Below are 18281 nucleotides of genomic sequence, written 5' to 3'. Positions count from 1 at the left end.
ATGTATTTCCAAAATCAAAAGATTTTCCATTATCAATACCGGAAATCTTCATATAATCTGTCCTCCTCTTCAGTTTCTATAAGTTCTCTGCAATGCCTACTGCCACTTCAAATGTCTTTTTTTGTATATTATATTCTTTTTCATTTCCCAGAGATGCCATATCCCATGAGTCTCCTTCAAGAAGATCTGCGCCAAAGAAAAATGGATATAACTCATAGCCGTAGTAGTTACACATAGCTTGTAGACCGGACACCTCCATCTCAACCGTAATACAACCATCCTGACGTCTGGCCTCTGCCTTATCAACCGTCTCCATATATATTGCATCGGTTGTCCAGTTCTTCCCCATCACATATGGATATTTTAGCTTATCAAAGATTTTGGCAAGTTTATCAGCATTCTTTATATCAACATAATCAGATGCTTCCATGTAATGATATGACAAACCTTCATCTCGATATGATGCTGTTGGGACGATCAAATTACCCTTACAACTTTCTGAATCTAAGATTCCACTGGAACCGTATATAATAAATTTACTTGCGCCCCCTATATAATGGACTTCATGCATTACAGCAGCTGCAGATGGTGCACCAATCGGGCTCATATAAAACAAAACACTTATATCATCCAATTTTAAAAGATATATATCTATATTACCGTTCGCCGTGCTTGAGTAACCGACCGACTCATACTTATATTTTTCTAAAACCATATCTCTGACATGCTGAGAAAATGTAACTATACATATATCTGATATCATCTTCGGGTTCTTAAAAATCTGTCCCGGATCTATCAATGCCTTAGACTTGTTATCAAAAGAATTAATAATACTCATACTTACATTCCTCCTTATGAAAAAAGACCACCTATCCGAGACGATAGGTGGTCTATAATAGCTAATACTATAATATTCTGACAATCCACTCACGCTTTAAATCCCGGAAACTCACATACAAAATTAAGACCATTCATTAGTCTGACGTTTGATGGTCTTAGTACGGCGTATGCATTTGCGAGATTGAACTTACGCATGAATAAACTCCCTTTAATATCGTTAACTTGTTTATGAATTATAATGTGTTTAGGATACTCTGCATATCCTTATCTGTCAACACTTAATCTATTTTTCTTTTATCGGATGCCTGATTACAGTCTTTAACTTCTCCGGTGCAACCTTCCTTGCATCACTTAGATATATTTCATGATGTAGTCTGTCTTCTGTTATATCCAGTACATAGCCTTTCTGCTCTATAAACTCATGCATCATCGCAACAGTAGCCGGTTCATCATCATAGGAACCTATATGCATGCACTGAACTGACAGGCCTTCCTCAATGGTAAGAAACTCAACCTTGGAAAAATCCATCTTCTTCTTTGTGATTGCTTCATCTACAGCCCATTTAAAGTCTTCCTCAGTTACAAAATCAGGAAGTCTTATCACTGATATCCAATGGAAATCCTCTTTGTGCGAATAGTCGATCACACCTGTCAATACATCAGGATTCGGCTCTGCTGAATTATCACCCTGCCACCAGAATCCCTCCAGTGGCGGAACCACATAATCAAAATAACCTTCAATCCGATGGTCACCCTTCTTGCTCATCTTGATAGTGAAGGCGATTCCATACAGAAGCCCGATTGCCTTCTTATAATCGCCATCCTCTTCATTCGGATCACCGCTTCCGCGAACTGCTATATAGTTCATCTTAGGAACTGTAACAATCTCAGGCCTCGCTTTAGGCATATAAAATTCTTTATACTCTTTTTTAAAATCAAATGCCATTTCAATCTACCTCTCCGCATCCTTCTCTTCGAATGGTTTATTCCATGAACCGATCTCAATAAGGTTTCCTTCAGGATCAGCAATATAACATGTTCTCTGTCCCCATGGCTCAAGTTCTGGTTCCAGTACCGGTTCTGCACCATTTTGTACTGCTTTTTTAAATGCCTCATCCACTTCCTCAAAAGTATCAACATAGAGAGCAATCTCAAAATGTCCATTCAGTCCTTTAATATATTCATATTTACGGCTCGTCATATCCTCAAAGTCTTTTCGGCCATATAGAAGAAATAAAGTCCCGTCTTTAACAAGATATACATTTGATGAATCCTCTTCTTCCTTTATCTCAAAACCAAGTACATCTCTGTAAAACCGGATCATCTCACCCATATTTTCAACAAGCAGTCCAAATCCATCTAATCGCATTATATTTTACCCCTTTCTTTTTTATATAATCTTAGCACCCCAATCCCGACAACTGTATGTCATGTTTATTATATTATATTATATTATTTTATTTTTCACCTTGACAAATGCAGTATACTGCATATATACTACGTCCAAACATATTTGTGCAGTATACTGCATATTCTGATCAGGAGGATATACCATGGATAAATATAATACACCTGTATTTACTTCTCTCGTTGAAATTTCCAGACTCGCCAATACTCTTCAGAGCGTTATGGATATGGGAATGGAGGATATCACTTCAAGACAGTGGCTTCCTCTTATGATACTTGGAAGATGTGAAGAAGCGCCTAATCTTAATCAGCTTGCTGAGAAATGCGGCATCACACGACAGAGCACAAAGCAGCTTGTAGATAAGCTTGTTGAAAAAGGATATGTAACTCTCGAAAAATCCGATGCTGACAAAAGAAACATGATAATCGTTATTACAGATAAGGGCCGTAGATGGGGTGCCGAAAACCTGGATAAAAATATGAGATTTGTTTCTGAACTCTATGCCGACATATCCGAAAGAGATATAAAGACATTTGCAAAAGTTCAGCAGAAACTGCTGAATAAACTTTATGTTATGAAGGAGGAATTAAGTAATGACACTAACCGTGAATAGAGTATTTCGCCTGCTTCTCTTTGTACTTATAACTATTCTTTTAACTACTCCACTCCGCATATTTGTGGAAGCTGTTATAGAAGGTAAAGAAGGGGCACCTGCTTTTGTCACAGTTCCATTTATTATATACGGAATCTGCGCAGAGCTTGTGGTGGGACTCGGCTATCTGGTAATTGGATATAAACTTCCGATAAAGAATACGGTTCTTCGCGGCTTCGCCTATATAATGCTGATTCTCATCAGCAGTTATATTCCCAATATTCTGGCTATGCTGGGTGGTGACGGAAAGATAATCGAAGAGTCCCTCTCCATGGGAATCCTCGTTGTTGATGTCATCTCCTATTCTCTGAAGGGCCTCGTTCTCGGACTTCTTATGAAGAATTATGATGTGAAAAATCCTGATGAGATCGAGCATATTACAAATACAAGATTTATAATATGCTCAATCATATATGGAGTGCTTTTTGCCGCACTTAACTTCCTGACAGATATAGCAGCCGGTGCTGTTAACAGTTCCTGGAGACTTTGCAGTATTCTGGGTGTATCCACTGAACGTGAAACCTTGTTCTATATAGTATTTACCATATTCATGTTTATGGCCGGTGTTCTGCTTCCATTATGGAATCGCTGTTGTCTTCCAAAGAAGGCCTCAATATCTGCATCCATAATCTTTGCACTGGAAATATCACTTTTCGTCTGGCTGCCAAATGTACTCATAATGGCATTCTTCGGAACACCATTCATGCTGACTATTGCGTATGGCATAGCTTACGTATTTATGATCATAATATGTGTACTTGTTTACAGAAAGATTTCAGATGCTTTTTACAACATTCCCAAACGCACAACGATCGGTAAGAAATGTGAAGATGACTTTATCGCTTAATTCGGGAAGCCTGTATATCATATTTCTTTCCCTTAATAGAACGTTATTATGAAATATATTTCTTATACTTTTCTATACTCCTCATACACTTCACCCTCCATTGGTGCTAACTTTTACCTTATATACATTCTGCATCCACTCAATACGCCTCTTCATACACTCATTAAAAATCGAACTTCCTGTTGCCGCTTCAAATCCGTGGCACGTTCCATGGACGCTATAATACTCAGTTTCTACTCCCTCAGAAATGAGAGTCCTGGCAAAGGCGATTCCTTCATCGTGAAGGCAGTCAAATTCAGCCACTTCCACATATGTTTTTGGAAAGAAATCCAGATGGTCAATCTCGGATATCGATGAATACCTTGCATGAGACGAATCAATTCCTTTCAAGTACATATCCCAAAACCGTTTATTGCACTTTGAATCCCATATAGGAGTATCTGTATACTTCATCATTGATTCAGTGATCATTCTTTTATCCAGGACAGGATAAATAAGCATATTACCCTGGGGAATTAGCTGATTTCTGTCCTTAAGCATCACTGTCACAGCTGCAGCAATGTTTCCGCCTGCACTATCCCCTACAAATATGATTCCATCTTTGTTTATCCCAAGGCTTTCTGAATTTTCCAAAACCCAAAGATATGTGTTATAGCAATCCTCTATGGCAACAGGATACTGATACTTGGGCAGTAATCTATAATCCGGCATGATCACCTTACAGTTTATTTCGTTGCAATAACGTTTTGCCACCCTATAATGAGCATCAGATGCGCTCATCAGAAACCCACCACCATGAAAGAAAACAATGCAAGGCAAATCCCTACCACATTCCTTGGGTTCAATTATTAACGTATTAATTTTCTCGCCGTCATATCCCGGAGTAGATACTCTTCTCACAGATATACATTTGTCTGATCTACATTTTCTCAGCCTATACCCCATATTGATCAACGGGTATAACCTGCCTACCACTGACCCGCTATATATTGATATGCTCTTTAGTTCTTTGTCTATTGGATATTTCATATAATCAGTTTCTTAACCCTTTCAGCATAATATATTCCGATTTTTCCTACAATAACTCACTTCTTTTTCTTAGGCGCAGGTAGTTCTTCATACATCACTTCTAACAGATTGCGAAGAAACTCTTTGTTCTCAACATTATCGACAAGGAGCATCTCCTTCGCTCCCTCGTATGGCAGTTCTAGACTGGCTTCCGGCATCATTCTCACAGCAGACTTTACAGGCTTCACAAGAAAGCGGTCATCATAAATGCCACCGACAACTTTCCCACGATAATAGATGATGTATTCTCCCATCATCGCCCTGTAAGTTATATCATTCAGCTCTGAAAGCTGTTCTAATATGAAATCCAAATAATCTTTGCTCGATGCCATTTTTACATTCCCCTTATTTTATTTTGCTTGAATATTACGCTTTACCTACTATCTCAAATCCATTTTTCTCATATAAACTAATAGCTCTTTTATTCCATGCGGCCACACGCAGTATTATCCGCTTACTGTTTATATTTTCCAGTGCCCATAAAAGAATCTGCCTTCCATATCCCCTTCCCTGATACTTAGAATTCACGATAAGATCATCTATTTCTTCACCTTTCAGCGCGACACTTCCGATAATATCATTTCCATTTATCAGTATATAAACATCTTTCAATCCGGAATCGAAGAATGAATCATTTTTCCTAATTCAGCAAAACTCTCAGTGGTAAAGCGAAACAGTTCACTTTTAAGATTTCCATTGTATTTTACCAATTCCATAATTATCTAACCTGTATATATTTTTTCTCAGTTCTTTTCCGATTTTCCTGATTAATTCTCACCTGTGAATTCATACACTATGCCTTCATCCAGACAAATTTGAATTTAATGCTTATCGTTTCTTTTTAGCCTTATTTTCCCAGTCATATGTTCTACAACAAGTTTGTAAACTGTTGTTCGAGGCATGACAGCCTTATTGAATGGAAAATGCTCCATGTGATAATGCTTCATTAAAATACACAAGGCATTATACTTTTCTTCATCAGGTATCATCTCGATATGTCCATGCCCAATCACACTTTGATATTCCATTGTGCAGCTTCCACGTTCAATTTCCGATACCAAAGTATGTTCACAATCCATTTCAAAACTTGCCCGATTATCTTTTGCAATTAGTTTGAGTTTTGTTCCCTCTGATGCTCCATGGAAATATAGTTCTAAATTATTATCCTCTGTAATATTGATTCCAAAGTTAAGTGGCAGTATATATGGATAATCCTCATCATTCAAAGCAAGTCTGCACACATCACATTTCTCAATTATTGCAATTATGTCTGAGAACTTTGTAACCTCTCTATCATTGCGTCGCATTGTTTTTCCTCCATAAACCCCGATCTGTCATCGTCTATAAAACTGGAATAAACATTTACAAGCTACTATTGTTTTACTATACCATATAACTCCACAAATCCTCCATAATTAAATAATAAAGCTGCCGCGAATGGAAAAACCGCCATGAACTAATTCTCATAGCGGTCGTAAAAAATCATTTATAATTTATTAGCTTTGGTAAGGTTTCTTCACGATCTTTCTTCATCGCCTGATACATCTTATCCCCGGCCATATGCTATTCCTTTCGATTTAATTGCAGTTGATATCGGGATCAGTGTCACAATATAAGCATATCTGCAAGAAATCGTTTCTATCCCACTCTTCACGCTTAAAGATTATTCCAAGTTACAGAATCAGTTTTTTTCTCATCGTATATGTATTACCGGACTGTTCAATAATTTCAAAGCCGGCCTTTAAATATAATCGTAACGGTCCGGTAAAAGCCATTTCTATATTCTCTCCATCCTTTACAGGATATGCTTCAACATATTTGTATCCTTCGGTCTTTGCATCATCACAGATTCTGTGTAAAAACTGCGTTGCAATTCCCTTACCGCGGTATTCCGGAGATATTTCAAAACATACTATTGCTTTGACTTCGCCAGGAACAATGCTATGTGAGTATTCCTGATCTTCAGGCAAGGTATGAAGATCAAATTCACCGGTTCTAAAGTAGCTCAGCCTGTCATTCGTATTACACCAACCGATTGCTATTCCGTTATCATATGCCAAATATCCCTTGATTTCGCCTGCCTGCACCATTCTTTCAGCTGATTCCCTAAGTGCTCTTATCCAGCCTTCCAGTCCGTTGCCATAATCCTCCGCCCTCTGATACAATTCCTTTTTCATTCTTTCTTTACTCAGATTGAATGCATTGCAATAACACGGATAGAATGGCGATCCGTCTGAAAATGCCCTATTATCAAAGAAATCAAAATAATCCTCCGCCAAATCAGGAGTCAAACTCTTTATTTCATATTCCATTTTCTATTTCTCCTCGTAAGACAAACTGAAATTTATTGTTTATTTCCCTGTAGGATCATTGACAGTGGATACCCCCTATGATCTATTGAGGAAAACCCACCGCTGATATCATGATCAAACTCCTTTAGCCCGGTGATGACAATTCCGTTATTACACATTCCGGATATTATTTCTGACAATGAATGAGTAAAATCGGTAAAAGTCTTAGAATGATAGTTCTTCAGCGTCATATAATACATGCCGCTATTCCCGGTCCATTCATGTTCAAAGTAAGAAAAATGACATTCCATCTTATGCTCAGGATCAAACTCAGCATCGCCTTCCGTAGCTAGCATATTCGTGCAGGGATGCTGTTCATTAAGCACGATCACTGCTCCGGGTTTCATGCATTTTGCCACGATTTCAAAAAAGCGATTCAGATTTTCAAACCAGCATAGTGCTCCGATAGTGATGATCACAATATCAAACTGTTCTCTGAAACGATCATCAATATCATAAACATTCACAGCTTCAAATATACAAGGCAAGTTCAATTCTTTTGCTTTTTCATTTGCAAAAGCCACTTGGTTTTCAGCAATGTCAAATCCAACACCCTTTGAGGCATTTCCGCTTTTTACCAAAGAAAGCAGTTCTCGACCGTTGTTACAACAAAACTGACCGATCGTCTTTCCTTTCGTATCCATGTTTTTCAAAACATCCGCCATTTCCTTTTCAAAAAACGGATAGTCTTCTTTCTGTACACGTTCCGTTATATCGGCGCCCCATGAGGCATCCCTTTTATCAAAAGCTTCTTCCCAAGCCGCTTTATTTCCTTCAATATACTTTTCCATAAAAATTTCTCTTTCTTCTTTCGGTATTAAAACTGAAATTAATTTATCTATAGTTTGCCATTTTAAACTTCAATCACAGTATGTTTTAACTATAGCTGCAGTTTCTCTTCTCTTAGCAAGAGTTTTTCCAAACATCTCATCTGCAATGTCTGGAAAGCCATCATATATCACTCTTGAGCCCACTTCAGTAATACCACCTTTGGTTGCTACTCGTTTTACCACATCTTCAAAACTCATATCTTTACGAAGCATGAGTTCCCCGGTTGAACTCAAAGTGTCAAGAACCATCTTAATTACTTGCTCCTGCGGAATCGACGTATGTTTTATTGCCGATTGACAAATCACATCGAAAATAGATGCTATAAATCCCGGCATACAACTTACAAGCTCTGACCCCATTCCCATCTCATTTTCAGGTAATTCAATGACGTTACCGATACATGAAAGAATATCTCTTAATAATCTTTTATCATCCTCACTCACAAATCTGTTATAAGTAACCAACGTTTGAGATTTATTTATTTCAGCAGTTACGCTCGGAATAACCTTTACATATTTTCGGTTGCTGATCTTCTCAAGAGATTCAAATGTTATACTTCCATTAAGGGATATAATAAGCGTATCATCTTTTACAACACTTGATATTTCCTCTAATACTGGCAGCAAATCAGCAGGACGAGTACATATAAATATAATATCTGAAGACATTGCAAGAGAAGTATTTGATTCACTGATCACATATTTATCTGGAGCTGCTTCAATTTTCGATAAAGTCCTGTTTGATACAAATAACTTATCATGATTTACTTTACCAGTTTCACTGATTTTCTGAAGTAGCATTTTTCCCATGCTACCATATCCAATTATCCCAATATTCATATCATAATTCCTCTTCAATATTTCTACTTTTCGTAACACTATCCATGATTAATAATTCCGGAATATTACGCTTTACCTACTATCTCAAATCCATTTTTCTCATATAAACTAATAGCTCTTTTCTTTCGTTCTTCATCCATTTTACTTATATTTACTCGTAAATCTTCCCTACATAAAATATTTCAGCCATCTTTTTGAAGTCAATAGTTTCAAAGTTTTCATCGCTGTCTTTTATCCACGCAGAAATTCTTTCAAGATAGTCTGATATCGTCCAATTTACCCACTCATCATGATTTTCGTCATAATCTTTAGCCAGACTTTCAAGAAAAATCAAAAAAGAGTCTCTATCTTTAACCTGTTTCAACAATTCATACACCGACATGGTTTTTTCCTATACTTTCTTTAACACATTATCCTGAAATTAAAGCTTCTTTTGCATCCATAAAAGATCATACCATCTATCAAACTTTTTTCCGATAGATTCCATGTGCGCAACCTTAGTAAATCCCATCTTTGAATGGAATTTGAAGCTGTCATGAGACAAATACTCATCTTCCTTTTCACAATATGCCGCACCAGCTAACATGTTCACTATCCCTTGCTCACGGAGTCTGTTTTCCAAATTTACATAAAAAGCAGTACCTATCCCTTGTCTTCTATAATCCTTATCTAGATATATTGAAGTCGTGGCAGTCCAAGCATATGCATCTCGAACACTGTATGCACTCGCATATGCATAGCCAACAACTTTATTGTTTACTTCACATACCAGATAAGGATATTTTTCAACAATTTTGCTTATTCTATCTTCAAATTCTTCAATTGTTGGTACTGTATATTCAAATGAAACTGCAGTATTTAGTACATAATATGAGTATATCTCCACCAATCTTACAGCGTCTTCTAAATGTGCCTCTCTTAATATAAAATCATTTGTCATATCTTTTCGTTCCTCTCATTAATGACATCCACCATGACCGCAGCCATGTTTCCCATGAACTTCATGCTCATGATGACAACAAGTTGCATCTCCATTCAGTAATCTCAACATATTCCTTAGGATTAAAATTTGTTTGCATGTGTCATATTTTAGGGATTACTCACAACCACTGAAATCTTTTATTTACATTTATGCTGTTCTATATAATGCTGAGCCCTTGCTACCGATTAGCATTCCGGTATTGAGCTTTCTTCCTGATAACTCTAATACCATTCTTTTGTTTTCTTTAATGTTACTTTGAGATATTTTAGATTTAATTTTCTAATAATTTTCCTTGCCTGATAATAATGAAATCCTTCTTTTATCATACATGTTCCTTTGGTTGCTTTATCTTTTAAGTCAAGCATAGAGACTGGACTGTGAAACGCCTTCTTTACCTCCATCATTTCTTTCATAGCTTCCCGACAATAGCCTGAAACATACACTTTACACATAGTAGCTGATTCACTATCCATATATTCATCAGAGAGAAAGAGAAGAAATTCTTCAATACTCCCGAAAGCAGGATTACCGATTTCCTCCTCCATTTCGTGATCCCATGCAGTGAATGACATTCCCTCAGAATCTGGAGTATTTTTACACAGCCAAAATGAAAAGTAATCATCCTGACCAAAACAAAACCAACCTTCAGACTTAAATGGTTCATCCTGAGACATTTCAAGTCCCTCGTGAATTGGATATATTCTTCCAAAAGGCATCTTTAGAGACTGAAACAAAGAATAGAAATCTCTCAATTTATCAGGAACCTGAAAACGCTTGGATTCATCCTCACAACCTTCTTTTATCTTAATATCTTTCTCATATAATTCTTCTAATATTGTAATACATTCTGATAAAGACATTATTACCCTCCACAAAAAAAATTGCATCTATGTTTTTCATAACATGATTTTACAACTACATCATATTCAGAACGTTCAAAGATAAAATCCATAATATTATTATATATTGCAATTTCAATATATCATAACCCCCTTACCCTGAATAGATAAAAAAGACTTTTTATTTGTTGTTTCTACCTTTTCTCTTTTTTCCATTTAAGAAAATATTCTACTGCACAGCATCCAAAAACTACTGCTATTGCTATATCTGACCAGAAGTTCCATCCAAGTTTATCACCTGAAGAAATTGAACCTGCAAGTATCATTCCTGCATTGAATAGCCAAAGAACTGTTGTAATAGAATGCAGAATTGCACATACCTTTGTCTCTGTAACCTTTGTTTCCTTCTTATTTTTATTCATAACTGTATTTGTCATTGTTGTATCCTCCATCGATTTATTATTTATTTCTGCGATTTGTTCGCTTTGTTTTATCTTGTGCCATATCGCTTTCAGCGATATGCAAGCCTTCCTACGGAAGTCTTGGTTCTGCCTTGCAGAACGAATCCTCGTTTCACTCGGACCACCGATTACTTCGCAATCGGTCGCTTCGATGATTAAATAATACAACAAGCCGAGGATACTAATTTCAAATCTGTTGTGAATAGAATAGAGGATGTCGTAAATGGTAATTCATCCAACTTTTGGACTTTTCGTACAAAGGTTTATCTAAAATAAAAAATACGCCTATAAGTACTTCTACTCATGACGCTTTATTGCTGTATATAAATTATTAAGCACCAAAAATACACATCCCAATATGAAAAATGCAATTGATAATATTTTTAGAAATTTGCTAAATCTCATTTTTTTACTACCTCATCCGGTACGAGCAGCACATCATCCGGAATAAATACAAGAGTTGCCCCGGTATTATTTATCTTCTTAGCCTGTATACCAATACATGAACAATCCTTGTAATGAAACACTTTGCCGTCCCGATCAACGGTTACGGTGGAGTCTTCAACCTTCTTTACAATCACGTGATATGCTATATATTCATGACGTAATATTACTCTCAGTTTCTTTGCCATGTAGGTTATGCAATATGCAATGATGGATATAGCAAATGTGACTACGAATATCATCATAAAAAACAGCGGTCCCTGGCCTCTTCTGCGCCTTACAAATATTACTGCCTGCGCTATATCACCGGCAGGTACAGAATCAGGAACACTTATGGAAGATATATACGCATAAACTATCAGGAGCATAATTAGTATCACTCCCACTAAAATCATGAGTTGGGTTCTCACTACTGTAAAGCACATTCTTCCTTCACACGGCAGTGGTTTTCTTACTCTGTAAAAATCCTTAGAATCTTTAGATTTGTGAAGATTCCCTGTTTTGTAAAATGCATCTTTCCAATTCTTCATTTCCCGTAATGCATAACGTACTACATTGGGTGTAGCAGTGATGCCCATCAGCGGGAACATAGCAGCACCTATGACACGATATAGTCCTTCATTATCATCGTTTCGCTTTGTTATAAGAACCAGTGCACTTGTGATTCCCACCACGAACATTGGAATCAGCTGCTTATCAAAATACCATTTCAAAGTTTTCTTTTTCTCCACAACCTTATCATAACCTTTTAGTAGCGCATGCATTATAGCAACCTCGACAATACCTGAAATCACAGTTATTGAGCCATATATACCCAGGTCCGCTAAAACAGATTTTCTGATAATCGCTTCCAACAGAACATCCAGAAAAAAGCCATTACTCATGGCAAAAATCATCAAAGCTATCGGAAACAGAATTATTAATATAATCTTTTTCTTAGTTCCCATATCTACGGTCAGAACTCCTCTTGTAATCACCTTGTTATTAAACAAAATTTACTGTGCGCATCTTATTCTCTTATTGCGCCAGAATCATTATAGCATAAAATGTAATCCTTGAACGCTCCATACAATAAAAGTCCTGATTCATATTTCATTTATGAATCAGGACTTTTACTACGATTATTCTATTCAATTCTATTCCGGGATAACCTACCATTGAATCATCCGATAGCACCTTATAATTCTTTTACCATATATCCGCACGTAAACGGAAAGAAATCAAATTTTTTAGTTCCGGTATGTACGGCTCCGTTCTGTTCATACCATTTCCTAAGCCGTATATTTTCTTCAACTATTCCTATGTTTATGAGTTTGCATCCTTGATTTCCTGCAGTTTCATATGCATGCTCTAATAATCTCTTACCAAATCCACTATGCCTATATTCAGGAAGGACTGCAAGATTATTGAGTTCACATTCATTATTATCCTGCATCAGCAAAGAGTAGTATCCACATATAACACCATTTTGTTCATATACAAACATCAGACGTGGCTCATTATCCATTTGCCAATACAAACGCTCTTCTGTAGTTGCAAATGCCGTGAATCCTGGAGCGTTATCTATCGTAAATCCAAATTCTTCAGCTACAGTTTTGAAGCTCTTTCTTATAATATCTACACATACGGGTATATCGTCCCTTGTGACTTCTCTAATCATTTTTCTTACTGCCTTTAACAACTATTTAGATAACTTCCGGAATATCTTACGAAGATATATTCTAAATATCTTCTTTTACTTCACCATAAAACCATATATGTGAAACAACTGTATAATCCTCATCCGTAAGCGTCTCTTTGAAACCAAATTCTTTTAATCCCGTTTCGATATTCCTTTCCTTCAAAAGCGAATGACCATCAGGAATCCTTGACCAATCCTGATAATCACCATGCCTATTCCAAAAAGTTTCATAATACTTCTGCGAATAAAAAATAATAATCTGTGATTCCCATACATTAGGAATGCACAAGCAACAAACAACCTTGCAGAATTGCAAATCTTTAGGTTTTGCCTTAAGTATTTCTTCCGTCTTTCTTATCCAGGTTTTACAAAACAATGATTTTATCTTCGATGAAGTTTTAGGCATATCCAGCCATACAGAACAAGGAACATGAAAATGCTCATATCCCCATTCATTTGTTTCTTCAATAGCTTGATATGGTTCTATCTGAGCAATATTCTTCAATAATCTTTTTAATTTTCGCTTTTGTCCCCTTGATTTTCCATAATACATAGACGTTAACCTTTATCATACTGATGATAATCAGAAAGCAATATCTTTATAACCAACTTCAGTCACTTCTCCATCTTCAATCAGCACAGCAACACCGTTATCTTCCGTATCCTCTCCGCCCCAGTCACGATTGAACAAAATATATACCGGATTTTCACCATGTGATTCCATAACATACTCTGACTCAATGACTATCGAATCAAGATGTATCTTCTTTACCAGTTCTTCTTCAGTGTCAATATCCGGCCACCACGATTCAAATTCGCTCTCGTCCTCAGGGCCATACGCTCCCTTTTCTTCTTCATTGTAATACTCAAGTATTGCAGCTGCTATCTTATGCTGCACTTCATCCCAGCCTTTCAATAACGCTTCAAATGCATCACGCTGGAACTGAGATATATCTTCATCATCGTCGCAGCCAATCACCACTTCCACAGACTGCTCGCCTCCTCCAAATACAAGAGTCGTATGTCCGATATACCCGTACTGTTCATCGTATTCGATTTCACCAAATGTTTTATCTGTCATTTTAATTTCCTCCGAATATATGTTTTCATTGTTAAGACTGATTACAGAAGTCCATCACAAAAAACAGCAATCTTATAAAAACAAACTTTCGTTTTCCCTTGGTGTTTATCGCCATAATTATTCTTTTATCTTATCATATACTTTTGGCAAAGAAATATTTGCTTAGTTTTGGATTTTTATCTTCACGAACAAATTCTACTTCATACCCAAGCTTCTTATAGAATTCAGGCGCCTGAAATCCAAATGTTGTAAGCGTTATCTTTTCATATTCCTTGTCTTTATATGCATTTTCTACAGCTTCCACAAGCTGTCTTCCCAAACCATTTCTTCTAATATTTTTATCTATAATTAAATCACCGATATGAACTTCATTATAGTACGCATGACCGGTAATAACTCCTATAACCTTGCCATCTTCATCTTCAGCCACAAAATGAAATTCCTCGAAATTAAGTTCCACACCACTTTGCACGCCATATTCAGCGAACTCTTTATTGATAAATTCTCCTATTTGATCATCTATTTCACTAACACGTTTTATTATCATTTTGTAATTCACATTTCCTTTTAAATATCAATCCCATAGTTGCCAGAAATACTCTGAAAATAATTCAAAGAATTCTTTTTTACACTGATCTCTATATTCAAATATCTTTCTTTCATATTCAAAATACTTATCATTGATTTCCTGAGCAGTCGGATAGCGGTCAGGAAAATCATTCTATCCAATATCTGTTCCCATTTTGCATTGGCAACCTCCCGCTCTTCATCTGAACACATCATAGATGGTAAAAAGGTTGAAGGGACTCCATTATGCTTTTTCCTGAACTGCTTAAGCATTGGAGAAATAGTATCCATAAACCAGTCATTCATATTCCAGACATCAGTGTCTGCATATCCCCTTTTAGCTCTCTGCTGTCTGGCCTTCGCCTGGTATGCCTCTTCCTCTTTATAGAAGCTAATCCTGCCACGAAGTCTACTAGCAAGCTTCTTTGTAATATCACTAACATATACCGGATAGTCCCGTTCAAAATCATCCTTAAACTCTTTCTTATATCTAGCGGAAGCTTTTTCCTTAAAGATTTTATAGTGATAACAATCAACTATCAGCTTATCTATTTTTTCAGTTAATTCCTGCTCATTCCTAATCTCTTCATATCTTTGCTGGATTGTTTGCATAATACTCTCCTGTTTTGAGATAAAACCTTTGAAAATCTTCGTCATTTCCATCGGTCCATTTGTATATGATTATTTTGCGAAGTTTTGTCATCTTTTCAAATCTATTCAAATGACTCTTTAGCTTTTTCAGCTGTCAATCTTCTTTTCTCTAATGTGTTATTAAACAGTTCCTCCATTGTCTCTGGGAACTCTCTATATATCACCTTGGTTCCTTCTTCTGTAATTCCGCCTTTAGTTGCAACTCTCGAAACCACTTCTTCATATGACATATCCTTCTCGAGCATAAGGTTTCCTGTCGCAATCATAGTATTCAGAACCATTTTCACTATTTTATCCTGTGGGATATCAGTATGACTCTTAGCGGCAGTACATACCACATCAAACATAGATGCTATGAATCCCGGCATACAGCTTACCAGTTCCGATCCCATTCCAACTTCATTTTCCGGCAATTCAATTACATTTCCAATAATCTCAAGCAATGAGGTAAGGTTATCTTTATCCGACTGATTCACCAGATCGTTATAGCACACTATTGTCTGTGATTTATTGATTTCTGCCGTCACACTCGGTATTACTTTAGCTGTTCTATGATTTATAACTTTTTGGATCATCTCAAATGTAATGCTGCCGTTCAAAGTCACAAGCAAAGCATCCTTATTGATACTTGGTTCAATTTCAGCTAATACTGCTTTCATATCACTCGGACGCACACAGACAAAGACTATATCAGCCTCACTTGCAGCTTCCGCGTTTCTGCATATAACAGCAATATCTCTTACTTCCTCAAGTTTATCTACTGTCCGGTTAGCAACCAACAAGCTGTCTTTACCGTATAATCCAGATTCCGAAAACTTCCAAAGCAGCATTTTTCCCATACTGCCATAGCCTATTATTCCAATCTTCATGCCCTTATCCTCACTTATTTAATTAATCTAGTATAAATTCATCCATTTACTTCCGGTTAAATCTCCTGACAGGAAACACAAAGTTTCAACCCCAGTTTTCCCATGCGCCCCATCAGATCAGGATCATACTCCATGTTGCATTGTTTATCGTAATAGTAGATCATCCAAATCTGCGAATCTGAGAAATCAACTCCCAGTCTGATAAGTTCTTTCTCATTTTCTTCTGCCAGATTCAAAAGCCATTCTATTTCTTCATAGAATACAGGTCCATCCGAATTCTCCGGCAAATTATCCGGTACACGGATGCTGTTATTATCGAGTTGTATATGGAGCAATTCCTCGATTCCAGATAGATCAATATTCTTCCCATACAGAGTCATCCAGAAGCTCATTTTAGGTTCACGTTTAGATTTCAATAAGCATACCCCTCCAGTATATATATCGTTTCTTAGTAATTAACTATCTGATTTACTGGAATAAACTTTTACAAGCCATTCCGATAAAAACACATCAGTTTCGGAAAACAAATTAATTATAACATAGATTATCATTTTTCTTATTTTTTCCTATCGCAAATACTGCACCCGCTATACTACATCCAAACCCTGAAACTGATAATGCAACGATTATGCTTCTAAGAGTCCAATTGCTCATAAGCGGTGTGATGATCATAAGTTCCCAGATGACTCCTACAGCAAATCCCGCTATCATTCCTTTAACAACTTCCATTTTGATAACTTTCTTTGCAGTTTTCTCATCACTTTTCTTTTTAAGCTCCTGCGCTGACCAATATCCGCACTGAACACATGCAAATAATGATGCTTCTCCAATTAAACGACTATCAGCATGATAGATACCAAATCCCATAATAACTACTGTTGCTATAAGCGCTACTATCATAGCTGCCTTTACTACCATCTTACCTGTGACTACGATTTCCTTATTTGTATTCTTCATTTTCATATCCTCCGATTTATTATTTTGCGATTCGTTTGCGTTTCATTTATCTTATGTATGCATAATACATCAGAAAAATTATCAGAGGTTATAATCTGTTGTAAATTGTATTATTGTTGTCGTTAATGGTATTTATTTTTACCAACAGTTCCCTTTATTGTTACACTAGTAACTTTCTGTTTTTCTTACCAAGTTATATCTTAGCCCTATTCGTTCCAAAATATGTAACATACTCTGCTTCAATCATAACAGGAACATTAAAGAATCGACCATTTTCATCTACTCCATATAATTCACCACTGCCATCAGATCCAATAATAATATGTCCAAGAAGATACTTATCTATCTCATAGTCATAGTTAATTTCCTCGAGTTCCTCTAAAGGAAACAATACAAGCCATACTTCACCAATATCTCCTTCACCACTTAACCAACAAAAAACATCACATATGTTAAATATTTAGATTATCAATTAGCTAGTTCAAAAACTTCTACATTTTCAATATATCATACCCTCTTACTCTAAATAGAAGAAAAGCGCCTACAAGTATTTCTACTCATAGACGCCTTATCGCTGTATAGAAATCATTAAGTTATCTTCATATTTTTAAGTCCTTTATCGCTATTAGTCAGCTCACTGCCTTCCTGATGTTCTTCCATTAACCACTTACTTCTTTTTGATTGGAATCCATAACTCACAGAACACGTCAGGTCGAGTACCATCGAAGTAAAGTTCATAGTCTGTCTCTTCTGACGCTTCGTATCCCATTTGAGGTAAAAACTCCTTATAGAACATCGTCCAAGTCTTAGCAATGCAGTCGCCATCCTCACCCACACAATCAAATACCACATATGTACCCGGATTGACATCCCAGATTCGGAAGCCCTTCTTTTCCAGGTCTTCCTGATCAAA

Annotated in this window: 27 protein-coding genes; 2 read left to right on the top strand and 25 right to left on the bottom strand. The window is 36.5% G+C overall.

Going from position 1 to position 18281, the window contains the following annotated elements; all coding sequences use genetic code 11:
• Positions 1–76: 76 nt before the first annotated feature.
• From B5D25_RS09180 to B5D25_RS09170, 3 genes are all read right to left on the bottom strand, one after another.
• Positions 77–838, bottom strand: a complete 762-nt coding sequence (locus tag B5D25_RS09180) for a nucleoside phosphorylase (RefSeq protein ID WP_078787674.1) — start codon at positions 836–838, stop codon at positions 77–79.
• 285 nt (positions 839–1123) lie between these two features.
• A complete protein-coding gene (locus B5D25_RS09175; protein ID WP_078787673.1) occupies positions 1124–1786 on the bottom strand; it encodes a GyrI-like domain-containing protein in 663 nt (220 codons plus the stop codon).
• 6 nt (positions 1787–1792) lie between these two features.
• On the bottom strand, positions 1793–2209 hold the full coding sequence (locus tag B5D25_RS09170; RefSeq protein WP_078787672.1) for a VOC family protein: 417 nt from the start codon (positions 2207–2209) through the stop codon (positions 1793–1795).
• Between the two features lie 184 nt (positions 2210–2393).
• Between B5D25_RS09170 and B5D25_RS09165 the strand changes: the two genes are divergently transcribed.
• Both B5D25_RS09165 and B5D25_RS09160 read left to right on the top strand, forming a co-directional pair.
• On the top strand, positions 2394–2861 hold the full coding sequence (locus B5D25_RS09165; protein ID WP_078787671.1) for a MarR family winged helix-turn-helix transcriptional regulator: 468 nt from the start codon (positions 2394–2396) through the stop codon (positions 2859–2861).
• The gene (locus B5D25_RS09160; protein ID WP_078787670.1) at positions 2842–3747 is read left to right on the top strand and encodes a hypothetical protein; all 906 of its coding nucleotides are present in this window, start codon (positions 2842–2844) and stop codon (positions 3745–3747) included. Before B5D25_RS09165 ends, B5D25_RS09160 begins: the two co-directional genes overlap by 20 nt.
• A 90-nt stretch (positions 3748–3837) precedes the next feature.
• Here the strand turns inward: B5D25_RS09160 and B5D25_RS09155 are convergent, their stop codons facing one another.
• The 22 genes from B5D25_RS09155 to B5D25_RS09050 form a co-directional block, all read right to left on the bottom strand.
• Positions 3838–4776 (bottom strand): alpha/beta hydrolase, encoded by a 939-nt coding sequence (locus B5D25_RS09155; protein ID WP_078787669.1) that lies wholly within the window; start codon positions 4774–4776, stop codon positions 3838–3840.
• Between the two features lie 56 nt (positions 4777–4832).
• Positions 4833–5147 carry a TfoX/Sxy family protein gene (locus tag B5D25_RS09150; protein WP_078787668.1) on the bottom strand — a complete coding sequence of 105 codons (315 nt, stop codon included), beginning with the start codon at positions 5145–5147 and terminating at the stop codon, positions 4833–4835.
• Between the two features lie 34 nt (positions 5148–5181).
• Positions 5182–5427, bottom strand: coding sequence for a GNAT family N-acetyltransferase (locus B5D25_RS09145; protein WP_159444136.1), 246 nt, complete (start codon positions 5425–5427; stop codon positions 5182–5184).
• Between the two features lie 209 nt (positions 5428–5636).
• On the bottom strand, positions 5637–6122 hold the full coding sequence (locus B5D25_RS09140; protein ID WP_078787666.1) for a pyridoxamine 5'-phosphate oxidase family protein: 486 nt from the start codon (positions 6120–6122) through the stop codon (positions 5637–5639).
• 366 nt (positions 6123–6488) lie between these two features.
• Complete coding sequence (locus B5D25_RS09135; RefSeq protein ID WP_078787665.1) at positions 6489–7127, bottom strand: GNAT family N-acetyltransferase; 639 nt, start codon at positions 7125–7127, stop codon at positions 6489–6491.
• A 32-nt stretch (positions 7128–7159) separates the two neighbouring features.
• Positions 7160–7957 (bottom strand): class I SAM-dependent methyltransferase, encoded by a 798-nt coding sequence (locus B5D25_RS09130; RefSeq protein ID WP_078787664.1) that lies wholly within the window; start codon positions 7955–7957, stop codon positions 7160–7162.
• 69 nt (positions 7958–8026) lie between these two features.
• Positions 8027–8836 carry an NAD(P)-binding domain-containing protein gene (locus B5D25_RS09125; protein ID WP_078787663.1) on the bottom strand — a complete coding sequence of 270 codons (810 nt, stop codon included), beginning with the start codon at positions 8834–8836 and terminating at the stop codon, positions 8027–8029.
• A 151-nt stretch (positions 8837–8987) separates the two neighbouring features.
• Positions 8988–9170, bottom strand: coding sequence for a DUF7660 family protein (locus tag B5D25_RS09120; protein WP_143000664.1), 183 nt, complete (start codon positions 9168–9170; stop codon positions 8988–8990).
• Between the two features lie 87 nt (positions 9171–9257).
• Entirely contained in the window at positions 9258–9776 is a 519-nt protein-coding gene (locus B5D25_RS09115) for a GNAT family N-acetyltransferase (RefSeq protein WP_078787661.1), read from the bottom strand.
• 263 nt (positions 9777–10039) lie between these two features.
• Positions 10040–10678 (bottom strand): hypothetical protein, encoded by a 639-nt coding sequence (locus B5D25_RS09110; protein WP_078787660.1) that lies wholly within the window; start codon positions 10676–10678, stop codon positions 10040–10042.
• A 173-nt stretch (positions 10679–10851) separates the two neighbouring features.
• A complete protein-coding gene (locus tag B5D25_RS09105) occupies positions 10852–11094 on the bottom strand; it encodes a hypothetical protein (protein WP_078787659.1) in 243 nt (80 codons plus the stop codon).
• Positions 11095–11519: 425 nt separating this feature from the next.
• Complete coding sequence (locus B5D25_RS09100) at positions 11520–12509, bottom strand: hypothetical protein (RefSeq protein ID WP_078787658.1); 990 nt, start codon at positions 12507–12509, stop codon at positions 11520–11522.
• Positions 12510–12739: 230 nt separating this feature from the next.
• Positions 12740–13222, bottom strand: a complete 483-nt coding sequence (locus B5D25_RS09095) for a GNAT family N-acetyltransferase (protein ID WP_078787657.1) — start codon at positions 13220–13222, stop codon at positions 12740–12742.
• Between the two features lie 61 nt (positions 13223–13283).
• Positions 13284–13796 carry a DUF3916 domain-containing protein gene (locus B5D25_RS09090; protein WP_078787656.1) on the bottom strand — a complete coding sequence of 171 codons (513 nt, stop codon included), beginning with the start codon at positions 13794–13796 and terminating at the stop codon, positions 13284–13286.
• A gap of 30 nt (positions 13797–13826) precedes the next feature.
• Entirely contained in the window at positions 13827–14324 is a 498-nt protein-coding gene (locus B5D25_RS09085; protein WP_078787655.1) for a DUF6985 domain-containing protein, read from the bottom strand.
• A 133-nt stretch (positions 14325–14457) separates the two neighbouring features.
• Positions 14458–14871, bottom strand: a complete 414-nt coding sequence (locus B5D25_RS09080; RefSeq protein ID WP_078787654.1) for a GNAT family N-acetyltransferase — start codon at positions 14869–14871, stop codon at positions 14458–14460.
• Positions 14872–14891: 20 nt separating this feature from the next.
• Entirely contained in the window at positions 14892–15503 is a 612-nt protein-coding gene (locus tag B5D25_RS09075; protein ID WP_078787653.1) for a hypothetical protein, read from the bottom strand.
• Positions 15504–15604: 101 nt separating this feature from the next.
• Positions 15605–16411: an NAD(P)-binding domain-containing protein gene (locus B5D25_RS09070; RefSeq protein ID WP_078787652.1), complete on the bottom strand. Its 807-nt coding sequence runs from the start codon at positions 16409–16411 to the stop codon at positions 15605–15607.
• A gap of 56 nt (positions 16412–16467) precedes the next feature.
• Positions 16468–16827 carry a hypothetical protein gene (locus tag B5D25_RS09065; RefSeq protein WP_143000665.1) on the bottom strand — a complete coding sequence of 120 codons (360 nt, stop codon included), beginning with the start codon at positions 16825–16827 and terminating at the stop codon, positions 16468–16470.
• Positions 16828–16939: 112 nt separating this feature from the next.
• Positions 16940–17368, bottom strand: coding sequence for a hypothetical protein (locus B5D25_RS09060; protein WP_078787650.1), 429 nt, complete (start codon positions 17366–17368; stop codon positions 16940–16942).
• Positions 17369–17561: 193 nt separating this feature from the next.
• On the bottom strand, positions 17562–17759 hold the full coding sequence (locus tag B5D25_RS09055) for a hypothetical protein (RefSeq protein ID WP_078787649.1): 198 nt from the start codon (positions 17757–17759) through the stop codon (positions 17562–17564).
• Positions 17760–18035: 276 nt separating this feature from the next.
• On the bottom strand, positions 18036–18281 hold a 246-nt coding region (locus B5D25_RS09050), incomplete at its 5' end, for a GyrI-like domain-containing protein (RefSeq protein WP_143000666.1).

It is taken from the genome of Eubacterium ruminantium (assembly GCF_900167085.1).
GTDB classification, from domain to species: domain Bacteria; phylum Bacillota; class Clostridia; order Lachnospirales; family Lachnospiraceae; genus Eubacterium_Q; species Eubacterium_Q ruminantium.
Note: the sequence above shows the minus strand (reverse complement) of the source record. Positions and strands in the feature narration are given on the sequence as shown.